The organism is Candidatus Accumulibacter sp. ACC007 (assembly GCF_907163205.1).
Taxonomy (GTDB): Bacteria; Pseudomonadota; Gammaproteobacteria; order Burkholderiales; family Rhodocyclaceae; genus Accumulibacter; species Accumulibacter regalis.
Map to the genome: position 1 here is coordinate 2047521 of NZ_CAJQUD010000001.1, position 21432 is coordinate 2068952.

32 protein-coding genes are annotated in these 21432 nt (G+C 59.2%); all 32 read right to left on the bottom strand.

Annotation, left to right across the window (positions count from 1 at the left end):
* Positions 1 to 29: 29 nt before the first annotated feature.
* Positions 30 to 659, bottom strand: coding sequence for a 30S ribosomal protein S4 (gene rpsD, locus QZ634_RS08885; RefSeq protein WP_291987337.1), 630 nt, complete (start codon positions 657 to 659; stop codon positions 30 to 32).
* A 12-nt stretch (positions 660 to 671) separates the two neighbouring features.
* Entirely contained in the window at positions 672 to 1067 is a 396-nt protein-coding gene (gene rpsK, locus QZ634_RS08890; protein ID WP_043563774.1) for a 30S ribosomal protein S11, read from the bottom strand.
* Positions 1068 to 1087: 20 nt separating this feature from the next.
* Complete coding sequence (gene rpsM / locus QZ634_RS08895) at positions 1088 to 1450, bottom strand: 30S ribosomal protein S13 (RefSeq protein ID WP_042335088.1); 363 nt, start codon at positions 1448 to 1450, stop codon at positions 1088 to 1090.
* Between the two features lie 75 nt (positions 1451 to 1525).
* Positions 1526 to 1639: a 50S ribosomal protein L36 gene (gene rpmJ / locus QZ634_RS08900; protein WP_291902329.1), complete on the bottom strand. Its 114-nt coding sequence runs from the start codon at positions 1637 to 1639 to the stop codon at positions 1526 to 1528.
* 67 nt (positions 1640 to 1706) lie between these two features.
* Complete coding sequence (gene infA / locus QZ634_RS08905) at positions 1707 to 1925, bottom strand: translation initiation factor IF-1 (RefSeq protein ID WP_018055416.1); 219 nt, start codon at positions 1923 to 1925, stop codon at positions 1707 to 1709.
* A gap of 1 nt (position 1926) precedes the next feature.
* Positions 1927 to 3252 carry a preprotein translocase subunit SecY gene (gene secY, locus QZ634_RS08910; protein WP_291987340.1) on the bottom strand — a complete coding sequence of 442 codons (1326 nt, stop codon included), beginning with the start codon at positions 3250 to 3252 and terminating at the stop codon, positions 1927 to 1929.
* Between the two features lie 23 nt (positions 3253 to 3275).
* Positions 3276 to 3710: a 50S ribosomal protein L15 gene (gene rplO, locus QZ634_RS08915; protein ID WP_043563780.1), complete on the bottom strand. Its 435-nt coding sequence runs from the start codon at positions 3708 to 3710 to the stop codon at positions 3276 to 3278.
* Between the two features lies 1 nt (position 3711).
* The gene (gene rpmD / locus QZ634_RS08920) at positions 3712 to 3894 is read right to left on the bottom strand and encodes a 50S ribosomal protein L30 (RefSeq protein ID WP_043563781.1); all 183 of its coding nucleotides are present in this window, start codon (positions 3892 to 3894) and stop codon (positions 3712 to 3714) included.
* Between the two features lie 3 nt (positions 3895 to 3897).
* On the bottom strand, positions 3898 to 4422 hold the full coding sequence (gene rpsE, locus QZ634_RS08925; RefSeq protein WP_043563783.1) for a 30S ribosomal protein S5: 525 nt from the start codon (positions 4420 to 4422) through the stop codon (positions 3898 to 3900).
* 32 nt (positions 4423 to 4454) lie between these two features.
* Positions 4455 to 4808 (bottom strand): 50S ribosomal protein L18, encoded by a 354-nt coding sequence (gene rplR / locus QZ634_RS08930; protein WP_291988090.1) that lies wholly within the window; start codon positions 4806 to 4808, stop codon positions 4455 to 4457.
* 13 nt (positions 4809 to 4821) lie between these two features.
* The gene (gene rplF, locus QZ634_RS08935; RefSeq protein WP_291987342.1) at positions 4822 to 5358 is read right to left on the bottom strand and encodes a 50S ribosomal protein L6; all 537 of its coding nucleotides are present in this window, start codon (positions 5356 to 5358) and stop codon (positions 4822 to 4824) included.
* Between the two features lie 9 nt (positions 5359 to 5367).
* Positions 5368 to 5763, bottom strand: coding sequence for a 30S ribosomal protein S8 (gene rpsH / locus QZ634_RS08940; RefSeq protein ID WP_043563788.1), 396 nt, complete (start codon positions 5761 to 5763; stop codon positions 5368 to 5370).
* 15 nt (positions 5764 to 5778) lie between these two features.
* Positions 5779 to 6084 carry a 30S ribosomal protein S14 gene (gene rpsN / locus QZ634_RS08945; protein WP_043563790.1) on the bottom strand — a complete coding sequence of 102 codons (306 nt, stop codon included), beginning with the start codon at positions 6082 to 6084 and terminating at the stop codon, positions 5779 to 5781.
* A gap of 6 nt (positions 6085 to 6090) precedes the next feature.
* On the bottom strand, positions 6091 to 6630 hold the full coding sequence (gene rplE, locus QZ634_RS08950) for a 50S ribosomal protein L5 (RefSeq protein WP_291987344.1): 540 nt from the start codon (positions 6628 to 6630) through the stop codon (positions 6091 to 6093).
* Positions 6631 to 6639: 9 nt separating this feature from the next.
* On the bottom strand, positions 6640 to 6957 hold the full coding sequence (rplX, locus tag QZ634_RS08955; RefSeq protein ID WP_043563794.1) for a 50S ribosomal protein L24: 318 nt from the start codon (positions 6955 to 6957) through the stop codon (positions 6640 to 6642).
* 8 nt (positions 6958 to 6965) lie between these two features.
* Positions 6966 to 7334: a 50S ribosomal protein L14 gene (rplN, locus tag QZ634_RS08960; protein ID WP_043563796.1), complete on the bottom strand. Its 369-nt coding sequence runs from the start codon at positions 7332 to 7334 to the stop codon at positions 6966 to 6968.
* Between the two features lie 129 nt (positions 7335 to 7463).
* Positions 7464 to 7730 carry a 30S ribosomal protein S17 gene (gene rpsQ / locus QZ634_RS08965; protein WP_291987346.1) on the bottom strand — a complete coding sequence of 89 codons (267 nt, stop codon included), beginning with the start codon at positions 7728 to 7730 and terminating at the stop codon, positions 7464 to 7466.
* Positions 7727 to 7921, bottom strand: a complete 195-nt coding sequence (gene rpmC / locus QZ634_RS08970; protein ID WP_034923805.1) for a 50S ribosomal protein L29 — start codon at positions 7919 to 7921, stop codon at positions 7727 to 7729. Before rpmC ends, rpsQ begins: the two co-directional genes overlap by 4 nt.
* A gap of 2 nt (positions 7922 to 7923) precedes the next feature.
* Positions 7924 to 8337, bottom strand: coding sequence for a 50S ribosomal protein L16 (gene rplP / locus QZ634_RS08975; RefSeq protein WP_291987348.1), 414 nt, complete (start codon positions 8335 to 8337; stop codon positions 7924 to 7926).
* A complete protein-coding gene (gene rpsC, locus QZ634_RS08980; protein ID WP_291987350.1) occupies positions 8321 to 9175 on the bottom strand; it encodes a 30S ribosomal protein S3 in 855 nt (284 codons plus the stop codon). Before rpsC ends, rplP begins: the two co-directional genes overlap by 17 nt.
* Positions 9176 to 9184: 9 nt before the next feature.
* On the bottom strand, positions 9185 to 9514 hold the full coding sequence (rplV, locus tag QZ634_RS08985; protein WP_043563808.1) for a 50S ribosomal protein L22: 330 nt from the start codon (positions 9512 to 9514) through the stop codon (positions 9185 to 9187).
* Positions 9515 to 9524: 10 nt separating this feature from the next.
* A complete protein-coding gene (gene rpsS / locus QZ634_RS08990; RefSeq protein ID WP_042333105.1) occupies positions 9525 to 9800 on the bottom strand; it encodes a 30S ribosomal protein S19 in 276 nt (91 codons plus the stop codon).
* A 13-nt stretch (positions 9801 to 9813) separates the two neighbouring features.
* On the bottom strand, positions 9814 to 10644 hold the full coding sequence (gene rplB / locus QZ634_RS08995) for a 50S ribosomal protein L2 (RefSeq protein ID WP_043563810.1): 831 nt from the start codon (positions 10642 to 10644) through the stop codon (positions 9814 to 9816).
* Positions 10644 to 10946, bottom strand: coding sequence for a 50S ribosomal protein L23 (gene rplW, locus QZ634_RS09000; RefSeq protein ID WP_291987352.1), 303 nt, complete (start codon positions 10944 to 10946; stop codon positions 10644 to 10646). Before rplW ends, rplB begins: the two co-directional genes overlap by 1 nt.
* The gene (gene rplD, locus QZ634_RS09005) at positions 10943 to 11563 is read right to left on the bottom strand and encodes a 50S ribosomal protein L4 (RefSeq protein WP_291987354.1); all 621 of its coding nucleotides are present in this window, start codon (positions 11561 to 11563) and stop codon (positions 10943 to 10945) included. Before rplD ends, rplW begins: the two co-directional genes overlap by 4 nt.
* Positions 11564 to 12208: a 50S ribosomal protein L3 gene (rplC, locus tag QZ634_RS09010; protein WP_291987356.1), complete on the bottom strand. Its 645-nt coding sequence runs from the start codon at positions 12206 to 12208 to the stop codon at positions 11564 to 11566. It lies immediately after the preceding gene.
* Between the two features lie 115 nt (positions 12209 to 12323).
* Entirely contained in the window at positions 12324 to 12635 is a 312-nt protein-coding gene (rpsJ, locus tag QZ634_RS09015; RefSeq protein WP_291987358.1) for a 30S ribosomal protein S10, read from the bottom strand.
* Positions 12636 to 12694: 59 nt separating this feature from the next.
* Positions 12695 to 13885: an elongation factor Tu gene (tuf, locus tag QZ634_RS09020; protein ID WP_291987360.1), complete on the bottom strand. Its 1191-nt coding sequence runs from the start codon at positions 13883 to 13885 to the stop codon at positions 12695 to 12697.
* A 22-nt stretch (positions 13886 to 13907) separates the two neighbouring features.
* Complete coding sequence (gene fusA, locus QZ634_RS09025; RefSeq protein WP_291987362.1) at positions 13908 to 16001, bottom strand: elongation factor G; 2094 nt, start codon at positions 15999 to 16001, stop codon at positions 13908 to 13910.
* A gap of 64 nt (positions 16002 to 16065) precedes the next feature.
* Entirely contained in the window at positions 16066 to 16536 is a 471-nt protein-coding gene (gene rpsG, locus QZ634_RS09030) for a 30S ribosomal protein S7 (protein ID WP_043565802.1), read from the bottom strand.
* A 95-nt stretch (positions 16537 to 16631) separates the two neighbouring features.
* Entirely contained in the window at positions 16632 to 17009 is a 378-nt protein-coding gene (rpsL, locus tag QZ634_RS09035) for a 30S ribosomal protein S12 (RefSeq protein WP_042335467.1), read from the bottom strand.
* A 167-nt stretch (positions 17010 to 17176) separates the two neighbouring features.
* Positions 17177 to 21388, bottom strand: a complete 4212-nt coding sequence (gene rpoC, locus QZ634_RS09040; protein ID WP_291987364.1) for a DNA-directed RNA polymerase subunit beta' — start codon at positions 21386 to 21388, stop codon at positions 17177 to 17179.
* Positions 21389 to 21432 lie beyond the last annotated feature (44 nt).

The following is a 21432-nucleotide window of genomic DNA, read 5'->3' on the forward strand; positions in this document are numbered from 1 at the left end:
TTGCCTGATGCCGTCAAGCCTAGCCACTACTACTTCGAGTAAAGTTCGATGACCAGACTCTCGTTGATCGTCGGCGGCAGTTCGCTGCGCTCCGGATGCGCCTTGTAGGTGCCTTTCAGCGCCTTTGCGTCCACGTCAACCCACTCCGGAAAACCCCGCGATTCGGCTGCTGCAAGCGCCGCCTTGACACGCAACTGGGCCTTCGCCTTCTCGCAGACTTCGACGACGTCGCCTGGACGAACCTGGTAGGAGGGGATGTTCACCCGGCGTCCGTTCACCAGCATGCCATTGTGCCTGACCAGCTGACGTGATTCTGAACGCGATGCTGCGAACCCCATGCGATGAACGACGCTATCCAGGCGAGCCTCGAGAAGCTGCAGGAGCACCTCACCGGTCACGCCCTTGCGCCGGTCAGCTTCCTTGTACACCTTGCGAAACTGTCCCTCGAGAACCCCGTAGATGCGGCGAATCTTCTGCTTCTCGCGCAGGTGTACGCCGTAGTCGGACAGACGCTGCCCCGACTTCTGGCCGTGCTGCCCTGGCGCATACGAGCGACGCTCAATGGCGCACTTGTCGGTAAAGCACTTCTCACCCTTCAGAAACAGCTTCTCGCCTTCGCGGCGACACTGACGGCACTTCGGATCTAGGTTGCGAGCCACTCTATCTTCTCCTTAAATCCGACGCTTCTTCGGCGGACGGCAGCCGTTGTGCGGGATCGGCGTGACATCGGTAATCGCCGTGATCTTCATGCCCAGTGCATTGAGTGCGCGCACCGATGACTCACGCCCGGGGCCAGGGCCCTTGATGCGCACCTCGAGGTTCTTGACGCCACATTCGACAGCCACCTTGCCCGCCGCTTCAGCAGCCACCTGCGCCGCAAACGGGGTGCTCTTGCGCGAGCCCTTGAAACCCGCACCGCCGGAGGTAGCCCAGGACAGCGCGTTACCCTGACGGTCGGTGATGGTAATGATGGTATTGTTGAACGACGCATGAATATGGGCAACGCCCTCAGCTACGTTCTTCTTTACCTTGACTTTCTTGCGAACTTTTCCAGCGGTCTTGGCCATAGTCAGATCCTATTTACTAATCACTTCTTGCCGGCGATCGGCTTACGCGGACCTTTGCGGGTACGGGCGTTGGTCTTCGTACGCTGACCGCGAGACGGCAGTCCCTTGCGATGACGAAGGCCACGGTAGCAACCGAGGTCCATCAAGCGCTTGATGCTCATCGTGACTTCGCGGCGCAAATCGCCCTCGACGGCAAATCTGCCGATCTGATCGCGTAAACGCTCCAGTTCGGCTTCCGTCATGTCCTTCATCTTTGTGGAACGTGAAACACCAGCAGCATCACAAATCTTCTGTGCGCGCGGACGCCCAATACCGTAGATCGCGGTAAGCGCAATCTCGGCGTGCTGGTGGTTCGGTAGGTTTACGCCTGCGATGCGGGCCATTGATTCACCCCAAGTAATCGAAACTTACAGTTATACCTTCAACCGACTGACGACCCATGACTCAGGCCGCAGCGATCAACCTTGACGCTGTTTGTGACGCGGATCCGTACAGATCACACGCACAATGCCGTGACGCCGAATGATTTTGCACTTCCGGCAGATGCGCTTCACAGAGGCCAGCACTTTCATTGTTAACTCCTGATTCTCCGGCAGCAGGCGCAGCCAGCCTGAAACCGAATTGTTGCGTAGAGATTCTTCACTTGGCGCGGAAGACGATTCGCGCTCTGCTCAAGTCATAGGGTGTCAGTTGAACGGTCACCTTGTCCCCTGGCAGTATCCGGATGTAGTGCATGCGCATTTTCCCGGAGATAAAACCAAGAACTACGTGGCCGTTCTCAAGCTTCACCCTGAACGTTGCGTTGGGCAGGTTCTCGACGACCTCGCCCTGCATTTCTATCAAGTCTTCCTTTGCCATCCTATTTCGCCGGTAACCCGGAGCCTTTGAAGTTAGCCTTCTTGAGCAGGCTCTCGTACTGGTGCGACATCGTGTACGCCTGCACCTGGGTCATGAAATCCATCGTCACAACAACGATGATCAACAGCGAAGTACCGCCGAAGTAGAAAGGTACGTTCCACTTCAGAATCATGAACTCCGGCAGCAAGCAAACAATCGTGATGTAGCAGGCGCCAACCAAGGTCAGGCGCATCAGTATCTTGTCAATGTAGCGCGCCGTCTGATCGCCCGGACGAATCCCTGGGACGAAAGCACCGCTCCTCTTCAGGTTGTCCGCTGTCTCCCTGGAGTTGAAGACGAGCGCCGTATAGAAAAAACAGAAGAAGATAATCGCTGCTGCGTAGAGCATCACGTAAATCGGTTGCCCTGGTGACAGCGCGCCCGCGATATCCTTCAGCCAACGCCCCGACTCGCCGGAACCAAACCAGCCAGCGATGGTCGCCGGAAAGAGTATGATCGACGAGGCAAAAATCGGCGGAATCACTCCCGCCATGTTCAATTTCAGCGGCAGATGTGAGCTTTGACCACCATAAACCTTGTTGCCCACCTGCCGCTTTGCATAGTTAACCAGAATCTTGCGCTGCCCGCGCTCGACAAAAACCACAAAGGCGGTGACCAGGACAACCAAAACACAGATCACCAACGCCGTCAGTGGATGCATCGCGCCGGTACGCACCAGTTCGAGGAGTCCTCCGATGGCACTCGGCAAGCCCGCGGCAATACCTGCAAAGATGATCAGCGAAATGCCGTTCCCCAAACCCCGCTCGGTAATCTGCTCGCCAAGCCACATCAGGAACATCGTCCCGGTGACCAGTGTGGTCACCGTCACGAAGCGAAACATCATCCCCGGGTCAAGCACCAAGCCCGGCTGCGACTCCACCGCCACGGCGATACCGATCCCCTGAAACAGGGCAAGTGCAACCGTACCGTAGCGCGTGTATTGCGTGATTTTTCGGCGCCCGGCCTCACCCTCTTTCTTGAGGGCTTCCAGCTGCGGACTAGCATGTGTCATCAACTGCATGATGATCGACGCCGAAATGTACGGCATGATCCCCAGCGCGAAAATCGTGAACCGCGACAAGGCCCCACCGGAGAACATGTTGAACATGCCCAGGATGCCGCCCTGCTGCCGACCGAAGAGCTCGCCAAGAACCTGCGAATCGATTCCGGGCACCGGGATGTGCGAACCGATCCGGTACACAACCAGAGCGCCAAGCAGGAACCATAGACGGCGCTTCAGATCGCCGAACTTCCCACCTTTGCTGACCGTGTTAGGACTAGTTGCCAAAAAATATCACCCCTGCCAACTCGTTATTCGGAGATGCTGCCGCCCGCGGCCTCGATCGCTGCCCGAGCGCCGGCAGTCGCGCCAACACCCTTGAGCAAGACTTTCCGCGTGATCGCACCCGAGAGAACAACCTTTGCCGACAACACCTGTTGAGGCACCAGATTCGCTTGGCGAAGCGTTGCCAGATCAATCTCATCCACCGGCAAGCGCTCTATTTCGGACAGCCTTACCTCGACATTGCGGGCGCCGGTCATTGACTTGAAGCCGCGCTTCGGGAGCCGGCGCTGCAACGGCATTTGACCGCCCTCGAAACCAACCTTGTGGAAACCCCCGGCACGGGACTTTTGACCTTTGTGGCCGCGCCCGCAGGTCTTTCCCCAACCGGAACCAACGCCTCGGCCAACGCGCTTCTTGTCTGCGCGCGCGCCGTCGCCGGCTCGAACAGTATTCAGTTCCATCTCAGCCCTCACACTTCAAGAGATAGCCAACCTTGTTGATCATCCCGCGAACCGCTGGAGTATCTTCGAGTATTGCACTGCTGTGCATCCGCCGCAGGCCCAGGCCACGCACCGTCGCACGATGCGATTCCTTGGTGCCGATCAGGCTTCTGACAAGCGTCACCTTCACTTTTTTCTCAGCCATCTCTTACCCCTGAATCTCTGCCACGGTCTTGCCCCGCTTGGCCGCAACCTCGGCAGGCGTAGTCATCGAGCGCAGCCCGTTTATCGTCGCGCGGACGACGTTATAAGGATTGGTAGACCCGTGCGCCTTGGCGACAACGTTGGTCATTCCGATCACGTCGAATACCGCCCTCATGGCGCCCCCGGCGATGATACCCGTACCCTCCGGCGCTGGCTGCATCATCACCGTCGACGCGCCGTGACGTCCGAAGACGGTGTGCTGCAGGGTGCCATTCTTGAGGCTCACCTTGATCAGGTTGCGCCGCGCTTCTTCCATGGCTTTCTGAACGGCCACCGGCACTTCGCGAGACTTGCCCTTGCCCATACCAACGCGCCCATCACCGTCGCCAACGACGGTCAGCGCCGCGAAGCCGAGAATCCGACCACCCTTGACGACCTTCGTTACGCGGTTGATCGAGATCATCTTCTCGCGCATGCCATCATCGGGCCTGTCCGACTGCTGAGGTTTTCTGCCTTGAGGTCTAGCCATTGATTACTCCAATTCTTTGCTGGGTGCGGCGATCAGAACTTGAGGCCGGCTTCACGAGCAGCCTCGGCAAGCGCCTTGATCCGTCCGTGATACTGAAACCCTGAACGATCGAACGCCACCTGCTCGACCCCCACTTTCCTGGCGCGCTCGGCAACCAGCTGACCAATCGCCTTGGCGGCGCCGATATCGCCACCGTTAGGCAGGCTCTTGCGCACTTCCGGCTCGAGCGATGAGGCGGCCGCCAGGACCTTGGTCCCGCAAGCCGAAATCACCTGCGCGTAGATATGGCAGTTGCTGCGGTGCACCGAAAGACGCACCGACTTCAGCTCGGCAATCTTGGCCCGGGTTTTGCGAGCCCTGCGCAAACGCGCCAGTTTCTTGTCAATCATCTCAGCACCCTTACTTCTTCTTCTTCGTTTCTTTGATCACGACCACTTCGTCGACATAGCGCACACCCTTGCCCTTGTAGGGCTCTGGCGGACGATAGGCGCGAACCTCTGCAGCCACCTGGCCGACGAGCTGCCGGTCGACTCCCTTGATGACGATTTCCGTCTGTATGGGGGTGGTAGCCGTAATGCCGCTTGGCAACTTGTAGGCTACCGGATGCGAAAATCCTAGCGTCAGATTGAGCGTGTCGCCTTGCGCCTGTGCTCGATAGCCAACGCCAACGAGACTCAACTTGCGCTCGAAGCCTGCACTCACTCCGGTCACCATATTGGCCAGAACGGCACGCACCGTGCCCGACATGGCAACAGCCTCAGCCACTCCAGAGACCGGCTTGCACAATAGACTGCCATCCTCGAAAGCCACCGAGACCGCCGGATTCACGGCAAACATCAAAGCCCCGAGAGGGCCGGTCACTGAAATCTGGTCGGAGGAAATATCTACCGCGACACCCTGCGGAAGAACGATTGGTTTTTTTGCAACGCGGGACATAGCTACCCCTTACGCGACGACGCAGAGCACTTCGCCGCCAATATGGCTGGCACGTGCCTTGCGATCAGTCATGACACCCTTCGGTGTCGACACGATCGCCACACCAAGACCGTTCATGACCGGAGGAATGTTGTCGGCGCCTCGATAAATCCGCAGGCCTGGCCGGGAAACGCGATCGATCCGCTCGATCACCGGACGACCGGCGTAATACTTCAGGCCAATCTCCAGAATCGGCTTGCCGTCGTTCGGCTTGACGCTGAAATCCTCGACATAGCCTTCGTCCTTCAACACCTGGGCGATGGCAATCTTTACTTTTGAAGACGGCATGGCGACGGAGGCCTTGTTTGCCATCTGGGCATTTCGGATGCGTGTCAGCATGTCGCTGATCGGATCGCTCATACTCATTCTGTTCTCTCCTGCCTACCAGCTAGCCTTGATCATTCCGGGGACTTCACCTTGCATGACGAAGTCGCGAAGTTTGCCACGACCCAGACCGAACTTGCGAAAAACACCACGCGGACGACCGGTCAGAGCGCACCGGTTACGTAGCCGAACCGGGCTTGAGTTGCGTGGCAGCGCCTGCATTTTCAGTCGCGCTTCGAAGCGGTCCTCGACGGACAAGCTCTGGTCATTGATGACCGCCACCAGATCGGCACGCTTCTTGGCATACTTTTCGACTGTCTTGCGCCGCTTCTCACCGCGGTTGATCACAGAGAGTTTTGCCATTTCGTCTCAGTTCCTGAAGGGAAATTTAAACGCGCCAAGCAAGGCACGCGCTTCGTCATCGGTCTTCGCAGTAGTCGTCACGCTGACATTCATGCCGCGCAGCGCGTCGATCTTGTCGTACTCGATTTCCGGAAAGATGATCTGCTCTTTGAGGCCCATGCTGTAGTTTCCACGACCATCGAAACCCTTGCCCGATATGCCACGAAAGTCACGCACCCGAGGCAACGCCACAGTCACCAGACGATCGATGAATTCGAACATGCGCGGACCACGCAGAGTCACCATGCAACCAATCGGGTAGCCGGTGCGAATCTTGAAGCCGGCGATCGACTTGCGAGCCTTTGTCGTAACCGGCTTCTGGCCGGCAATCTTGGTCATGTCACCGATCGCGCTCTCGAGCACTTTCTTGTCGGCAACCGCCTCACCAACACCCATGTTCAGGGTCACCTTGGTGATCCGCGGCACTTCCATCTTCGACTTGTAGCCGAACTTCTCGGTAAGCTCCGCCACCACGGTGGTCTTGTAGTAATCCAATAAACGCGCCATGACTACTCCTTAGCCCGCCAACACTTCGCCGTTCGACTTGAAAAAGCGCACCTTCGTACCGTCTTCAAGTTTCCTGAAGCCGACACGATCCGCTTTCTTGGTCGCCGGGTTGTAGAGCGATACATTCGATACGTGAAGCGGCATCTCTTTTTCAACGATGCCGCTGACGACACCCTTCACCGGATTCGGCTTGACATGCTTCTTGACGCGATTGACCCCAGCCACCAGAACGTGCTCGGCGTCCGTACGCTGCAGCACAGCCCCGCGCTTTCCCTTGTCTTTTCCAGCGATGACGACGACGTCATCGCCCTTACGAATTTTTTCCATGACCTTCCTTACAGCACTTCCGGCGCCAGGGAGACGATCTTCATGAACCGATCGCCACGCAGCTCGCGCGTCACCGGCCCGAAGATACGCGTACCAATCGGCTCCATCTTGTTATTCAGGAGGACAGCAGCGTTGTGGTCGAACTTGACCAAGGAGCCGTCCATGCGGCGTACGCCCTTGGCCGTGCGCACGACCACAGCACTGTAGACGTCGCCCTTCTTGACGCGCCCACGCGGCGCCGAATCCTTGACGGTGACCTTGATAATGTCGCCGACACCCGCGTAGCGGCGCTTGGAGCCACCCAGCACTTTAATGCACATCACCGAGCGCGCACCGGTGTTATCGGCGACGTCGAGAACTGTCTGTACTTGAATCATCTGTCACTCCAACTTGGCCCGCAGCTGCGGTCAGTCTTGGAACCCGTAAGGGTAGAAACGCTCAAAGGCGAAAGTCAGCCGAGCGCGGGGAAGGCGGCATTATAGCCGCTCTTGAGAACAAAGCAAGCCTTAAATGGCAACCGCGCGTTCAAGAAGCTTGGTGACAACCCACGCCTTGCTCTTTGATAGCGGGCGGCACTCCTGGATTTCGACCAGGTCGCCAGACTTGGCATCATTGCTGTCATCATGCGCATGGTATTTACTCGAGCGCATCATGATTTTGTCGTAGATCGCGTGCTTGACACGGCGTTCGACGACGACGGTCACCGTCTTGTCCATGCGGTCGCTGACGACGCGCCCGACCAGGGTGCGCTTGTTGCTGGTGGTCTCGCTCATTGTTGAACTGCCTTTTCACGAAGAAGCGTGCGTACGCGCGCAATCTGGCGACGCACTTTGCCGATCTGACTGTTGTTGGACAACTGCTGCGTGGCCAGCTGCATCCGCAGACCAAACTGTGCCTTCAGCAAGTCCAGCAATTCCTTGTTCAGTTCGTCGACGGTTTTTGCTCTGAGTTCACTGACTTTCATGATCAACCTACCATACGCGTTACGAAAACCGTCGGAATGGGCAGCTTCGCAGCAGCCAGCGAGAACGCTTCACGCGCCAGGCCTTCGTTCACACCATCCATCTCGTAGAGAACCTTGCCGGGCTTGATTTCCGCGACCCAGTATTCCGGGTTTCCTTTGCCGCTTCCCATGCGCACTTCGGCAGGCTTCTTCGAAATCGGCTTGTCGGGAAAAATCCGGATCCAGATCCTGCCGCCACGCTTGATATGGCGCGTCATGGCTCGCCGAGCGGCTTCGATCTGACGAGCCGTCAGCCGACCACGGCCAATCGCCTTGAGCCCGAACTCGCCGAAACTTACTTTGGCTCCGCGCGTTGCCAGGCCTGTGTTACGGCCTTTCTGCTCTTTGCGGTACTTTCTTCTAGCTGGCTGAAGCATCTGTGGTTCCTGCCTTTCTTACACGTTTCACCGGCGCCTTCGCGTCCGGAGCGGCCCCCTCGACGCCTGCAGCAGCGTCTTCCTGGCCCTCTGGCTTTGTTCTCAGCGCCACGCGCGGCCGCTCGGCATCACCGGGGCGGGTAGCGCGGCGTGGCTTGCGCGCCTGCTCGTCGGCAGCGCTTTCCGGAGCGACCACCGCCTGATCTTGACGATTGGCGACTTCGCCCTTGTAAACCCAGACCTTGACGCCGATCAGACCGTAGGTCGTGAGTGCTTTCGAGGTGGCGTAGTCGATATCGGCGCGCAGCGTATGCAGCGGCACCCGACCTTCGCGATACCACTCACGACGGGCGATCTCGGCACCGTTCAGGCGGCCGGAACTCATGATCTTGATCCCTTGCGCACCGAGCCGCATGGCGTTCTGCATCGCCCGCTTCATGGCTCTGCGGAACATGATGCGCTTTTCGAGCTGCTGGGTAATCGAGTCGGCAATGAGCTGCGCATCGATTTCCGGCTTGCGGATCTCTTCGATACTGACATGCACCGGGACACCCATGATCTTCTGCAGGGCAACGCGAAGATTATCGATCTCTTCGCCTTTCTTGCCGATAACCACCCCGGGGCGAGCCGAAAAGATCGTCACGCGGGCGTTCTTGGCAGGACGCTCGATGAGAACCCGGCCAACGGAGGCGTGCTTGAGCTTCTTTTTCAGGAACTCGCGGACCTGCACATCTTCGTTGAGCATGCCAGCGAAGTTTTTCTTGTTCGCATACCAGCGTGACGACCAATCACGAGTGACAGCCAGCCGAAACCCAGTAGGATGAATCTTTTGTCCCATACTTATTCCTCAGTTGCCGACGGTCAGAAAAACGTGACAAGTCGGCTTGACGATCCGGTTGCCGCGCCCCTTCGCCCGTGCCGTGAAGCGCTTGAGCACCATGCCCTTCTCGACGCAGATGGTGGTGACTTTCAGCTCGTCGATGTCAGCGCCATCGTTGTGCTCGGCGTTGGCGATCGCCGACTCGAGCACCTTCTTGATGATTGCCGCACCCTTTTTCGGACTGAACGTCAGAATGCTGAGGGCCTTATCCACCGGCAGACCGCGGATCTGATCGGCAACCAGTCGGCCCTTCTGGCTCGACAGGCGAACGCCGCGCAAAACAGCACGAGTTTCCATATTCATTGTTCTACCTCTTTGCCTTTTTGCCGGCAGTATGGCCTTTGAAGGTGCGCGTCAGCGAAAACTCGCCGAGCTTGTGCCCGACCATGTTCTCGGTGACATACACCGGTACGTGCTGCTTGCCGTTATGCACAGCAATCGTCAGGCCAACAAAATCCGGCAACACAGTCGACCGGCGCGACCAAGTCTTGATCGGGCGCTTGTCGCCCGTCGCGCGCACGGCGTCCACTTTCTTGATCAGATGGGCGTCGGCAAACGGGCCCTTTTTAACGGAACGTCCCATGGTTCTCTATCCCTTAGCGTTTATTACTACGGCGCTGCACGATCATCGAGGTCGTGCGCTTGTTGCGACGAGTACGATAACCTTTGGTCTTGGTACCCCACGGGCTAACCGGGTGCATACCTGCGGCCGTCTTGCCTTCACCACCACCGTGCGGGTGATCGACCGGGTTCATGGCCACGCCACGGACGGTCGGACGGATGCCACGCCAGCGATTTGCACCAGCCTTGCCGATCGAGCGCAGACTGTGCTCTTCGTTACCCACTTCGCCGATCGTCGCGCGACAATCGACGTGCACCCGGCGGATCTCGCCCGAGCGCAGGCGCAGCTGAGCGTGCATGCTCTCACGAGCGAGCAGTTGCACCGAGGTACCCGCGGAGCGCGCGAGCTGCGCACCCTTGCCGGGGATCATCTCGACGCAGTGGATCGTCGTACCCACCGGGATATTGCGAATCGGCAGCGTATTGCCAACCTTGATCGGAGCCTCGGAGCCACTGATCACTTGCTGACCAACGACCAGACCCCGCGGCGAAATGATATAGCGCCGCTCGCCATCGGCATAACAAAGCAAGGCGATACTCGCCGTGCGGTTTGGATCATACTCAAGACGCTCAACCTTGGCCGGAATACCGTCCTTGGTGCGCTTGAAGTCCACCAGACGATAATGTTGCTTGTGGCCACCACCGCGATGACGGGTGGTGATATGCCCATTGCTGTTACGTCCTGCGTGCTGGGATTGTGACTCGACCAGCGCCGCGACGGGCGCCCCCTTGTGCAGCTTCGGATTGACGACCTTGATGACCGCGCGGCGGCCTGGCGAAGTCGGCTTGACTTTGACGAGTGCCATCAGACGCCCCCTCCATCGACGAAGTTAATCTCCTGCCCCGGCTGAAGGCACACGTAGGCCTTCTTCCAGGTCTTCCGCCGGCCCATCACGCGGCCAAACTTCTTGTGCTTACCCTTGACATTGGCAATCTGAACCGATTTCACCGATACCTTGAACAGCAACTCAACCGCGCCTTTTACCTCAGGCTTGGTCGCATCCGGCGCCACGCGAAAGATCACCTGCTCGTTCTTGTCGGCGATAAACGTCGCCTTCTCGGAGATCTGCGGGGCGAGCAATACTTGCATCAGACGTTCTTGGTTCATCCCAGGACCTCCTCAAACTTGGCCAGCGCACCCTTGGTGATCAACACCTTCGGGAAGCGGACCAGCGACACCGGATCGGCCTGCTGCACTTCCACAACCAACACATTGGGAAGGTTGCGCGAAGCCAGGAATACGTTCTCGCCAAGCTCCTCGGTAATCACCAGCACCGACTCATAGCCCATTCCCTTGATCTTCGCGGAAAACAACTTCGTCTTCGGCGCGTCGATCGAAAAGTCTTCGACGACCGCCAGACGATCCTCGCGAGCCAACTGGGAAAGAATGGCCGCCATTCCGGCACGGTACATCTTGCGGTTCAGCTTCTGGCTGAAGTTCTCGTCCGAGGAGTTCGGAAATACCCGACCACCGCCTCGCCAGATTGGCGACGACGACATGCCCGCACGAGCACGACCGGTGCCTTTTTGCCGCCAGGGCTTCTTCGTCGTGTGACGAACGTCACCGCGGTCCTTCTGCGCCCGATTGCCGCTGCGGGCATTGGCCTGGTAGGCAACCAGAACCTGGTGCACGAGAGCTTCGTTGTATTCGCGATCGAAGAGAACGTCAGAAGCCTGCAGGCGACTCGCCTCCTGGCCCTGCTCATTGATAAGCTTGAGTTCCATTTATGCCCCCGCCTTGACTGCAGGACGCACGATCACGTCCGACCCCTTGGAGCCGGGAACCGCGCCCTTGAGCAACAGCAACTGACGCTCGACGTCTACGCGGACGATCTCGAGATTCTGCTGGGTGCGCTTGGCAGCACCGAGCTGACCCGCCATCTTCTTGCCCGGAAAGACACGCCCCGGATCCTGGGCCATGCCGGTTGAGCCAAGCGCCTGATGCGACACGGAGTTGCCGTGAGAGGCATTCTGCGACGAGAAGTGGTGCCGCTTGATGGCGCCGGAGAAGCCCTTGCCGATGGTCTGGCCGGTCACGTCAACTTTCTGGCCGACCGCGAAGATGGTGACGCTGATCTGATCGCCTGCCTTCAGGCTGGCGAGCTCGTCAGCGGAGACAGCGAACTCCTTCAATACGTGGCCGGCTTCGACGCCAGCCTTGGCCAAATGCCCGGCCAGCGGCTTGCTCACACGGGATGGACGCCGCTTGCCAAACGCCAGCTGAACGACGGAATAGCCGTCGCTTTCCTGCGTCTTGATCTGAGCGACGCGATTGTTCGACACGTCGAGCACGGTTACCGGGACGCTTGCGCCAGCCTCGGTAAAGATGCGCGTCATGCCGACCTTGCGCCCAACAAGGCCTAGACTCATGTTTATTCTCCTCTGACCGGCTACGATTGGCCGGCGAGCGTTGCAAACAAAACGGGCAGCGTGAGAGAACGCAGCTGCCCGACCAAAGCCGGCGATTATAGCCTTAAGAAAGCCGTTACTGCAACTTAATTTCGACGTCAACACCTGCCGGAAGGTCCAGCTTCATCAAGGCATCGACCGTCTTGTCGGTCGGATCGATGATATCCATCAAGCGCAGGTGGGTACGCATCTCGAACTGATCGCGTGAGGTCTTGTCGACGTGCGGCGAACGAAGTATGTCAAAACGCTGGATGCGGGTCGGTAGCGGAACCGGACCACGAACAACGGCGCCGGTACGCTTGGCGGTTTCGACGATCTCCTGGGCCGACTGATCGATCAAACGATAGTCGAAGGCTTTCAGACGAATCCGGATTTTTTGGCTTTGCATGTCATATTCCAAAGAGCGATGGGCGGCACATTTGGCGCCGCCCGGAGTGTTGTTCCGAACTACTCGATGATTTTTGCGACAACGCCGGCGCCGACGGTACGGCCGCCTTCGCGAATGGCGAAGCGCAGACCTTCCTCCATGGCGATCGGCGCGATCAGCTTGACCGTCATCTGGATGTTGTCACCCGGCATGACCATTTCAACGCCTTCAGGCATCGAGATGGCACCGGTAACGTCCGTCGTGCGGAAGTAGAACTGCGGCCGGTAGTTGTTGAAGAACGGCGTGTGACGACCCCCCTCTTCTTTCGACAGCACATACACCTCACCCGAAAAGTGGGTGTGCGGCTTGATCGAACCCGGCTTGGCCAGCACCTGACCACGCTCGACGTCTTCACGCTTGACGCCGCGCAGGAGAACACCGACGTTGTCGCCCGCCTGACCCTGGTCGAGCAGCTTGCGGAACATCTCGACACCGGTGCAGATGGTCTTCACGGTCGGCTTGATACCGACAATCTCGACTTCCTCACCCACCTTGACAATGCCGCGCTCAACACGACCGGTGACCACCGTACCGCGACCGGAAATCGAGAAAACGTCCTCGATCGGCAGCAGGAAGGGCTTGTCAATGGCACGCTCCGGCGTCGGAATGTAGGAATCCAGCGCATCCGCCAGCGCCATCACCGAAGCCTCACCCTGCTCGCCCAGGTCGCCCTCGAGCGCCTTCAGGGCAGAACCCTGGATGATCGGCACGTCGTCGCCAGGAAAATCGTACTTGGAAAGCAGCTCGCGCACTTCCATATCCACCAGCTCGAGCAGCTCGGCGTCGTCAACCATGTCGCACTTGTTCAGATAGACGATGATGTACGGAACACCCACCTGGCGGGCGAGCAGGATGTGCTCGCGCGTCTGCGGCATCGGACCGTCGGCGGCAGAGACCACCAGAATGGCGCCGTCCATCTGCGCCGCACCGGTAATCATGTTCTTCACGTAGTCGGCGTGACCCGGGCAGTCGACGTGCGCGTAGTGGCGCTTCGACGTCTCGTACTCGACGTGCGCGGTATTGATCGTGATCCCGCGCGCCTTTTCTTCCGGCGCTGCGTCAATCTGGTCGTAGGCCTTGGCGGTACCGCCAAACTTCTTCGACAGAATGGTCGTGATCGCCGCCGTCAGCGTTGTCTTGCCGTGGTCAACGTGCCCAATCGTGCCAACGTTGACGTGCGGTTTGTTGCGCTCGAATTTTCCCTTTGCCATTACCTTATCCTCAAAAACAGCGTCATTTCTTGTTGATGATGGCCTCTGCGACATTCTTCGGCGCTTCGGCGTAGTGCTTGAATTCCATGGAGTAGGTCGCACGACCCTGCGACAGCGAGCGCAAGGTCGTCGAATAACCGAACATCTCCGCCAGCGGCACCTCGGCACGAATCAGCTTGATGTTGCCTGGTGCATCTTCCATTCCCTGAACCATGCCGCGACGACTCGACAGGTCGCCCATGACGTTGCCCATATAGTCTTCCGGCGTCTCGACTTCGACGGCCATCATCGGCTCGAGCAGAGTTGGCTGGGCGCGACGCATCCCTTCCTTGAAGGCAAACGATGCCGCCATACGAAAGGCGTTCTCGTTGGAGTCAACGTCGTGGTACGAACCTTCAAACAGGGTGAACTTGATATCGACCACCGGGAAGCCGGCCAGCACACCGCTGGTAATCGCATCCTGCAAGCCCTTGTCGACCGCCGGGATGTACTCGCGCGGCACCGTACCGCCCTTGATGGCGTCGACGAACTCGTAGCCTTTGCCGGTCTCGTTCGGCTCGATCTTCAGCCACACGTGACCGTACTGACCACGCCCACCGGACTGCTTGACGAACTTGCCTTCCTGTTCGACCGTCTTTTTAATGCATTCACGGTAGGCCACCTGTGGCGCACCCACGTTGGCATCGACCCCGAACTCGCGACGCAGACGATCGACAATGATCTCCAGGTGCAACTCGCCCATACCCGAGATAATGGTTTGCCCGGACTCCTCATCCGTACGCACACGGAAAGACGGATCCTCCTGTGCCAGACGGCCAAGTGCGATACCCATCTTTTCCTGGTCGGGCTTGGTTTTCGGCTCGACGGCGACGTGAATCACGGGCTCCGGGAAAATCATCCGCTCGAGCGTGATCACCGCGGTCGGATCGCAAAGCGTCTCGCCCGTGGTCACATCCTTGAGACCCACACAGGCAGCGATATCGCCGGCCAGCACTTCCTTGAGCTCCTCGCGGTTGTTGGCGTGCATCTGCAGGACGCGCCCGATACGCTCGCGACGACCCTTGGTCGGGTTGTAGATGAAGTCGCCGGTCTTGAGCACCCCGGAGTAGACGCGAATAAAGGTCAACTGCCCGACGTAGGGGTCTGTCATCAGCTTGAAGGCGAGCGCCGAGAACTTGGCGCCATCTGACGCCTCGCGGCTACCAATCTCGCCATTCTCCAGCTCGCCGGTAACTGGCGGGATATCGATCGGAGACGGCAACAAATCGATCACCGCGTCGAGCATGCGCTGCACGCCCTTGTTCTTGAAAGCGGTTCCGCACAAACCCGGCTGAATCTCGCAGGCCAGAGTGCGCGCGCGCAGACCCTTGATGATGTCGGCTTCGTCTAGGTCACCGTGCTCGAGATAGCGGTCCATCAATTCTTCCGACGACTCGGCCGCCGCTTCGATCATCTTGCCACGCCATTCGTCGGCCTCGGCCTGCAGCTCGGCGGGAATCTCGCGATAGTCGAACTTCATCCCCAACGAGGCCTCATCCCAGATGATCGCCTTCATCTTGATCAGGTCGACGACACCCTCGAAGTAATCCTCTTTGCCAATCGGAATGACGATCGGCACCGGATTGGCCTTCAGGCGGGTTTTCATCTGCTCCATGACCTTGAAGAAATCGGCACCCTGCCGATCCATCTTGTTCACGAAGGCCAGGCGCGGCACCTTGTACTTGGTCGCCTGACGCCAAACGGTCTCCGACTGTGGCTGAACACCCCCGACCGCGCAGTAGATCATGCACGCACCGTCGAGAACGCGCATCGAGCGCTCGACTTCAATCGTGAAGTCGACGTGACCGGGCGTATCGATGATGTTGATCCGGTGCTCGGGGCGGTCAAGCTGCATACCCTTCCAGAAACAGGTCGTCGCAGCCGAAGTAATGGTGATACCGCGCTCCTGCTCCTGCGCCATCCAGTCCATGGTCGCAGCACCGTCATGGACTTCACCAATCTTGTGGTTGATACCCGTGTAGAACAGGATACGCTCGGTCGCCGTCGTCTTGCCGGCGTCAATGTGAGCGCTGATACCGATATTCCGGTAGCGCTCGATAGGGGTTTTACGTGCCACAGTAATGGACCTTCACTAATAAAGAGCGACCGTCGCCGCAGGGCGGCGACGCTTTGGGTGTGACCTAGAAGCGGAAGTGCGCGAAAGCCTTGTTGGCCTCGGCCATACGGTGAATCTCGTCACGCTTCTTGACCGCACCGCCGCGGCTTTCGGAGGCCTCGAGGATTTCGGCCGCCAGACGCTGACCCATCGACTTCTCCGAACGCTTGCGGGCCGACTCACGCAACCAGCGCATAGCCAGCGCCATGCGCCGGCTCGGGCGAACTTCGACCGGCACCTGGTAGTTGGCACCACCGACACGGCGGCTCTTCACCTCGACCAGCGGCCTGATGTTACCCAGGGCCAGAGCGAAGGTTTCCAGCGGATCCTTGCCGGTCTTGGTCACGATCTGGTCGAAGGCACCATAGACGATGCGTTCGGCAACCGACTTCTTGCCGCTTTTCATAAGCGTATTCACGAACTTCGAGACATCGACGTTACCAAATTTTGGATCCGGCAGAATATCGCGCTTCGGCACTTCACGACGACGGGGCATAGCAACCTCTCATAGTCACAATTCAGTCGAAGGAGCAGGCAAAGCGCCCGGCCCTCCCGGCCGCCCATGGGGAACGGCCCTTACTCGGACGGAAATCAAGCGGCCTTTTGGCGCTTGGTACCGTACTTGGAACGACCCTGCTTGCGCTTCTTGACACCCTGGGTGTCCAGCGAACCGCGGACGGTGTGATAACGCACACCCGGCAAGTCCTTGACACGACCGCCACGGATCAGCACGACCGAGTGCTCCTGCAGGTTGTGCCCTTCACCGCCGATGTACGAAATCACCTCGAAACCATTCGTCAGACGCACTTTGCAGACCTTGCGCAAGGCGGAGTTCGGCTTTTTCGGCGTGGTGGTGTACACACGCGTGCAAACTCCCCGTTTTTGCGGGCAATTTCCCAGCGCAGGGACCTTGCTCTTGGTGCGGATTGCCTCACGAGGCTTGCGCACCAACTGGTTAATGGTTGGCATGTTTCCACCCTTATATTCAGTGCAGAGACGCTCGCGAGAAGCTCACGAGGTCAGCAAAAAACCAAGGCGGACCAGATTGGCCGCCTTGGCGATTTCAGTGATCGGCCGACGCGATACACGCCGTCGGCGACAAAGACCGGGGATTCTATGGTCTATCACGCTCCAAGTCAAGCAATCGGTTCGTCCTCGGAGCTCTCTTCGGTCGCTGAAAGATCATCGTCGAGCAGTACGCTGCGGACAGCGACATCCTCGCCAGCGGCATTCTTCTTGCGCGTGTTGTGATAGGCGAGTCCGGTACCGGCGGGTATCAGGCGACCGACGATGACGTTCTCCTTGAGGCCGCGCAGCTCGTCACGCTTGCCCATGATCGCGGCCTCGGTCAGCACCCGCGTCGTTTCCTGGAAGGAGGCCGCCGAAATGAACGAATCGGTAGACAGGGAGGCCTTGGTAATCCCCAACAGGACGTGCTCGTAGGTCGCCGGCAGCTTGCCCTCGGCGACAATGGCGTCGTTCTCGTCAAGGAGATGTGCGCGCTCGACCTGCTCGCCCTTGATGAACTTGGTGTCCCCGGGGTCCAGCACATTTACCCGGCGCAGCATCTGGCGAACGATCACTTCGATGTGTTTGTCGTTGATCTTGACGCCCTGCAGGCGGTACACGTCCTGAACCTCGTCAGTGATGTAGACCGCCAGCGCCTCAACGCCGAGCAAACGCAGAATGTCGTGCGGGTCGGGCGCACCATCGACGATCGACTCACCTTTATTTACCACCTGTCCATCATGAACCAGAACGTGCTTGTCTTTCAGAATCAGGTACTCGTGGGTGTCACCGTCAAGATCGGTAATCACCAGGCGCTGCTTGCCCTTGGTGTCCTTGCCAAAGGACATGGTGCCGGTAAACTCGGCCAGCATGCCGGCATCCTTCGGCGTGCGCGCCTCGAACAGTTCCGCTACGCGCGGCAAGCCGCCGGTAATGTCCCTTGTCTTCGCCGACTCCTGGGGAAGGCGAGCGAGCACGTCGCCCACCGAAATCGTTTGTCCGTCGAAAACATTGATGATCGCCCCCACCTGGAAGGTGATGGTCACCGCCTGATCGCTGCCGTGCATCTTCACTTCCTCGCCGCTCGGCTCGAACAGCCTGACCTGCGGGCGCAGCCCTTTGCTCGGCACCTTGCCACCGCGTTTTGGATCGATAACCACCAGCGTAGACAGGCCGGTGACTTCGTCGATCTGCTTGGCGACGGTGACGCCTTCGTCGACGTTCTCGAACTTCACCAGGCCGGAGTACTCGGCGATGATCGGCCGTGTATGGGGATCCCACGCCGCCAGGCGAGTACCGGCCTTGACCGCCTCGCCGTCGACGACGCGCAGCGTCGCCCCGTAGGGAACCTTGTGCTTTTCACGTTCGCGCCCGCTGTCATCGGTAATCAGAATCTCGCCGGAACGCGTGATGACGATTTTCTCGCCCTTGGCGCTGGTTACGTAGCGCATGGTCGACGTGAAGCGCACGACGCCGATGCTGTGCGTCTCGACATGGCTGGCGACGGCCGCACGCGAGGCGGCGCCGCCGACGTGAAACGTACGCATGGTCAGCTGCGTTCCCGGCTCGCCAATCGACTGTGCGGCCATGACCCCCACCGCTTCGCCGACGTTGACGGGTGAACCGCGACCGAGGTCTCGACCGTAGCACATGGCACACAGACCATAGCGCGTATCGCAGGTCAGCGGCGTACGCACCTTGACCTCGTCGATTCCCAGACGGTCGATCAGATCGCAATGATCCTCGCAGATCAGCGTTCCCTGCTCGATGATGGTTTCTTCCGAATCAGGGTCGATCACGTCGGCAGCGGTCACGCGGCCAAGAACGCGCTCACGAATCGCCTCGATCACCTCACCGCCTTCGATCAGCGCTTTCCTGGTCACGCCGTTGCTCGTCCCGCAATCATCCTCAATAACCACCAGATCCTGCGTCACGTCGACCAGTCGCCGCGTCAGGTAGCCCGAGTTGGCGGTCTTCAAAGCCGTATCGGCAAGACCCTTGCGGGCACCGTGCGTGGAGATGAAGTACTGGAGAACGTTCAGACCCTCGCGGAAGTTCGTGGTAATCGGCGTTTCGATGATCGAGCCATCCGGCTTGGCCATCAGACCACGCATGCCGGCCAGCTGACGAATCTGGGCGGCAGAACCGCGCGCGCCGGAATCGGCCATCATGAAGATCGAGTTGAACGATTCCTGCCGTTCCGTAACGCCCTGGCGGTTGACGACTTCCTCGTGACCGAGTTGATCCATCATCACCTTGGCCACCTGATCGCCGGTTCGTCCCCAGATATCGACAACCTTGTTGTAGCGCTCGCCGTTGGTGACCAGTCCATTGGTGTACTGGTTCTCGATTTCCTTGACCTCCTCTTCGGCAGCAGCGATGATCTCGCGCTTCTGTGACGGTACCAACATGTCGTCGGAGCAGATCGAAATGCCCGCACGGGTCGCCAGGCGATAGCCATTTTGCATCAGCTTGTCGGCAAAAACGACGGTTTCCTTGAGACCACAGCGGCGGAACGCGGCGTTGATCAGCTTCGAGATTTCCTTCTTCTTGAGCGTCTTGTCGATCAGGCTGTAGGGCAGGCCTTTGGGCAGGATCTCGGAGAGCAGCGCGCGACCGGCGGTGGTCTTGTAGCGCGTGACCTTTTCCTGCCAGCCGTTCTCGCCGTCACTCTCGTACTCGGTGATGCGCACGGAAACACGCGCGTGCAGATCGAGTTCGCCGGCCTGCATGGCGCGCGTCACTTCGGCGAGATCGGGGAAGATCATTCCCTCGCCCTTGGCGTTGATATCCTCGCGGGTGGCATAGTAGAGGCCGAGAACGATGTCCTGCGAAGGAACGATGATCGGCTCGCCGTTGGCCGGCGACAGGACGTTGTTCGAGGCCAGCATCAAGGTCCGCGCTTCCATCTGCGCTTCCAGCGACAGAGGCACGTGAACGGCCATCTGGTCGCCGTCGAAGTCGGCGTTGAAGGCTGCGCAAACCAGCGGGTGCAGCTGGATCGCCTTGCCTTCGATCAGCGTCGGCTCGAAAGCCTGAATACCCAGACGGTGCAGCGTCGGCGCACGGTTGAGCATGATCGGATGCTCGCGGATCACCTCTTCCAGGATGTCCCAGACGACGGCTTCCTGGGTCTCGACCATTTTCTTCGCCTGCTTGATGGTCGTCGCCAGACCCATGCCTTCGAGGCGGTTGAAGATAAAGGGCTTGAACAACTCGAGAGCCATCAGCTTCGGCAGACCGCACTGATGCAGCTTGAGCTGCGGACCGACGACGATGACCGAACGACCCGAGTAGTCGACACGTTTGCCGAGCAGGTTCTGGCGAAAACGACCGCCCTTGCCCTTGATCATGTCGGCCAGCGACTTCAGCGGACGCTTGTTGGCGCCGGTCATTGCCTTGCCACGGCGACCGTTGTCGAGCAGGGAGTCAACAGCCTCCTGGAGCATGCGCTTTTCGTTGCGCACGATGATCTCCGGCGCCTTCAATTCGAGCAGGCGCTTCAGGCGGTTGTTACGGTTGATGACGCGGCGATAGAGATCGTTGAGGTCCGAGGTGGCGAAGCGGCCACCGTCCAGCGGCACCAGCGGACGCAGATCGGGCGGGAGGACTGGCAAGACTTCGAGCACCATCCACTCGGGCTTGATGCCCGACTTCTGGAAGCCCTCGAGAATTTTCAGGCGCTTGGAGAACTTCTTGCTCTTGGTCTCCGAAGTGGTGGTCTCGAGTTCGGAGCGCAGAGTCTCGACTTCGCGGGCGAGATCGATGGAACGTAGCAGTTCGCGGATGCCTTCGGCACCCATCGCCGCGTAGAAGTCGTCGCCATACTCTTCGACTTTCGCCAGGTAGTCGTCCTCGGTCAACAGCTGCGCACGTGCGAGCGGCGTCATGCCCGGATCGTAGACCACGAAGGCCTCGAAGTAGAGCACGCGCTCGATGTCACGCAGGGTCATGTCAAGAACCATGCCCAGACGGCTGGGCAGGCTTTTCAGGAACCAGATATGGGCAACCGGGCTGGCCAGGTCGATGTGTGCCATGCGCTCACGGCGAACCTTGGCCAGCGTGACCTCGACACCGCACTTCTCGCAGATCACGCCACGATGCTTGAGCCGCTTGTACTTGCCGCAAAGGCACTCGTAGTCCTTGATCGGGCCGAAGATCTTGGCGCAGAACAGGCCATCACGCTCCGGCTTGAAGGTACGATAGTTGATCGTCTCTGGTTTCTTCACTTCGCCGTAGGACCAGGAGCGGATCTTGTCCGGCGAGGCGAGACCAATGGTGATCGCATCGAACTGCTCTTCCTGCGTCACCTGCCTAAACAAATCAAGCAGTGCTTTCATCTTTTGCTCCAGTGAGGAGTGGGGTGTCAGGGGCCGGGAGCGCA

Excerpts from the sequence above, each read along its gene's own strand:
- rpsM (WP_042335088.1), bottom strand. The coding sequence starts at position 1,450 with ATGGCCCGCATCGCAGGCGTAAACCTACCGAACCACCAGCACGCCGAG.
- rpsG (WP_043565802.1), bottom strand. The coding sequence starts at position 16,536 with ATGCCCCGTCGTCGTGAAGTGCCGAAGCGCGATATTCTGCCGGATCCA.
- rpsE (WP_043563783.1), bottom strand. The coding sequence starts at position 4,422 with ATGGCTAGACCTCAAGGCAGAAAACCTCAGCAGTCGGACAGGCCCGAT.
- rpsL (WP_042335467.1), bottom strand. The coding sequence starts at position 17,009 with ATGCCAACCATTAACCAGTTGGTGCGCAAGCCTCGTGAGGCAATCCGC.
- rpsQ (WP_291987346.1), bottom strand. The coding sequence starts at position 7,730 with ATGAGCGAGACCACCAGCAACAAGCGCACCCTGGTCGGGCGCGTCGTC.
- infA (WP_018055416.1), bottom strand. The coding sequence starts at position 1,925 with ATGGCAAAGGAAGACTTGATAGAAATGCAGGGCGAGGTCGTCGAGAAC.
- rplO (WP_043563780.1), bottom strand. The coding sequence starts at position 3,710 with ATGGAACTGAATACTGTTCGAGCCGGCGACGGCGCGCGCGCAGACAAG.
- rpsC (WP_291987350.1), bottom strand. The coding sequence starts at position 9,175 with ATGGGACAAAAGATTCATCCTACTGGGTTTCGGCTGGCTGTCACTCGT.
- tuf (WP_291987360.1), bottom strand. The coding sequence starts at position 13,885 with ATGGCAAAGGGAAAATTCGAGCGCAACAAACCGCACGTCAACGTTGGC.
- rpmJ (WP_291902329.1), bottom strand. The coding sequence starts at position 1,639 with ATGAAAGTGCTGGCCTCTGTGAAGCGCATCTGCCGGAAGTGCAAAATC.
- rplW (WP_291987352.1), bottom strand. The coding sequence starts at position 10,946 with ATGAACCAAGAACGTCTGATGCAAGTATTGCTCGCCCCGCAGATCTCC.
- rplN (WP_043563796.1), bottom strand. The coding sequence starts at position 7,334 with ATGATTCAAGTACAGACAGTTCTCGACGTCGCCGATAACACCGGTGCG.
- rplD (WP_291987354.1), bottom strand. The coding sequence starts at position 11,563 with ATGGAACTCAAGCTTATCAATGAGCAGGGCCAGGAGGCGAGTCGCCTG.
- rpmC (WP_034923805.1), bottom strand. The coding sequence starts at position 7,921 with ATGAAAGTCAGTGAACTCAGAGCAAAAACCGTCGACGAACTGAACAAG.
- rplP (WP_291987348.1), bottom strand. The coding sequence starts at position 8,337 with ATGCTTCAGCCAGCTAGAAGAAAGTACCGCAAAGAGCAGAAAGGCCGT.
- rpsJ (WP_291987358.1), bottom strand. The coding sequence starts at position 12,635 with ATGCAAAGCCAAAAAATCCGGATTCGTCTGAAAGCCTTCGACTATCGT.
- rpsK (WP_043563774.1), bottom strand. The coding sequence starts at position 1,067 with ATGGCCAAGACCGCTGGAAAAGTTCGCAAGAAAGTCAAGGTAAAGAAG.
- rplE (WP_291987344.1), bottom strand. The coding sequence starts at position 6,630 with ATGGCGCGTTTATTGGATTACTACAAGACCACCGTGGTGGCGGAGCTT.
- rpsS (WP_042333105.1), bottom strand. The coding sequence starts at position 9,800 with ATGGGACGTTCCGTTAAAAAGGGCCCGTTTGCCGACGCCCATCTGATC.
- rplC (WP_291987356.1), bottom strand. The coding sequence starts at position 12,208 with ATGAGTCTAGGCCTTGTTGGGCGCAAGGTCGGCATGACGCGCATCTTT.
- rplV (WP_043563808.1), bottom strand. The coding sequence starts at position 9,514 with ATGGAAACTCGTGCTGTTTTGCGCGGCGTTCGCCTGTCGAGCCAGAAG.
- rpsN (WP_043563790.1), bottom strand. The coding sequence starts at position 6,084 with ATGGCAAAACTCTCTGTGATCAACCGCGGTGAGAAGCGGCGCAAGACA.
- rpmD (WP_043563781.1), bottom strand. The coding sequence starts at position 3,894 with ATGGCTGAGAAAAAAGTGAAGGTGACGCTTGTCAGAAGCCTGATCGGC.
- rplF (WP_291987342.1), bottom strand. The coding sequence starts at position 5,358 with ATGTCCCGCGTTGCAAAAAAACCAATCGTTCTTCCGCAGGGTGTCGCG.
- rplB (WP_043563810.1), bottom strand. The coding sequence starts at position 10,644 with ATGGCACTCGTCAAAGTCAAGCCGACTTCGCCAGGCCGCCGCGCGGTC.
- rpoC (WP_291987364.1), bottom strand. The coding sequence starts at position 21,388 with ATGAAAGCACTGCTTGATTTGTTTAGGCAGGTGACGCAGGAAGAGCAG.
- rpsH (WP_043563788.1), bottom strand. The coding sequence starts at position 5,763 with ATGAGTATGAGCGATCCGATCAGCGACATGCTGACACGCATCCGAAAT.
- rplX (WP_043563794.1), bottom strand. The coding sequence starts at position 6,957 with ATGGAAAAAATTCGTAAGGGCGATGACGTCGTCGTCATCGCTGGAAAA.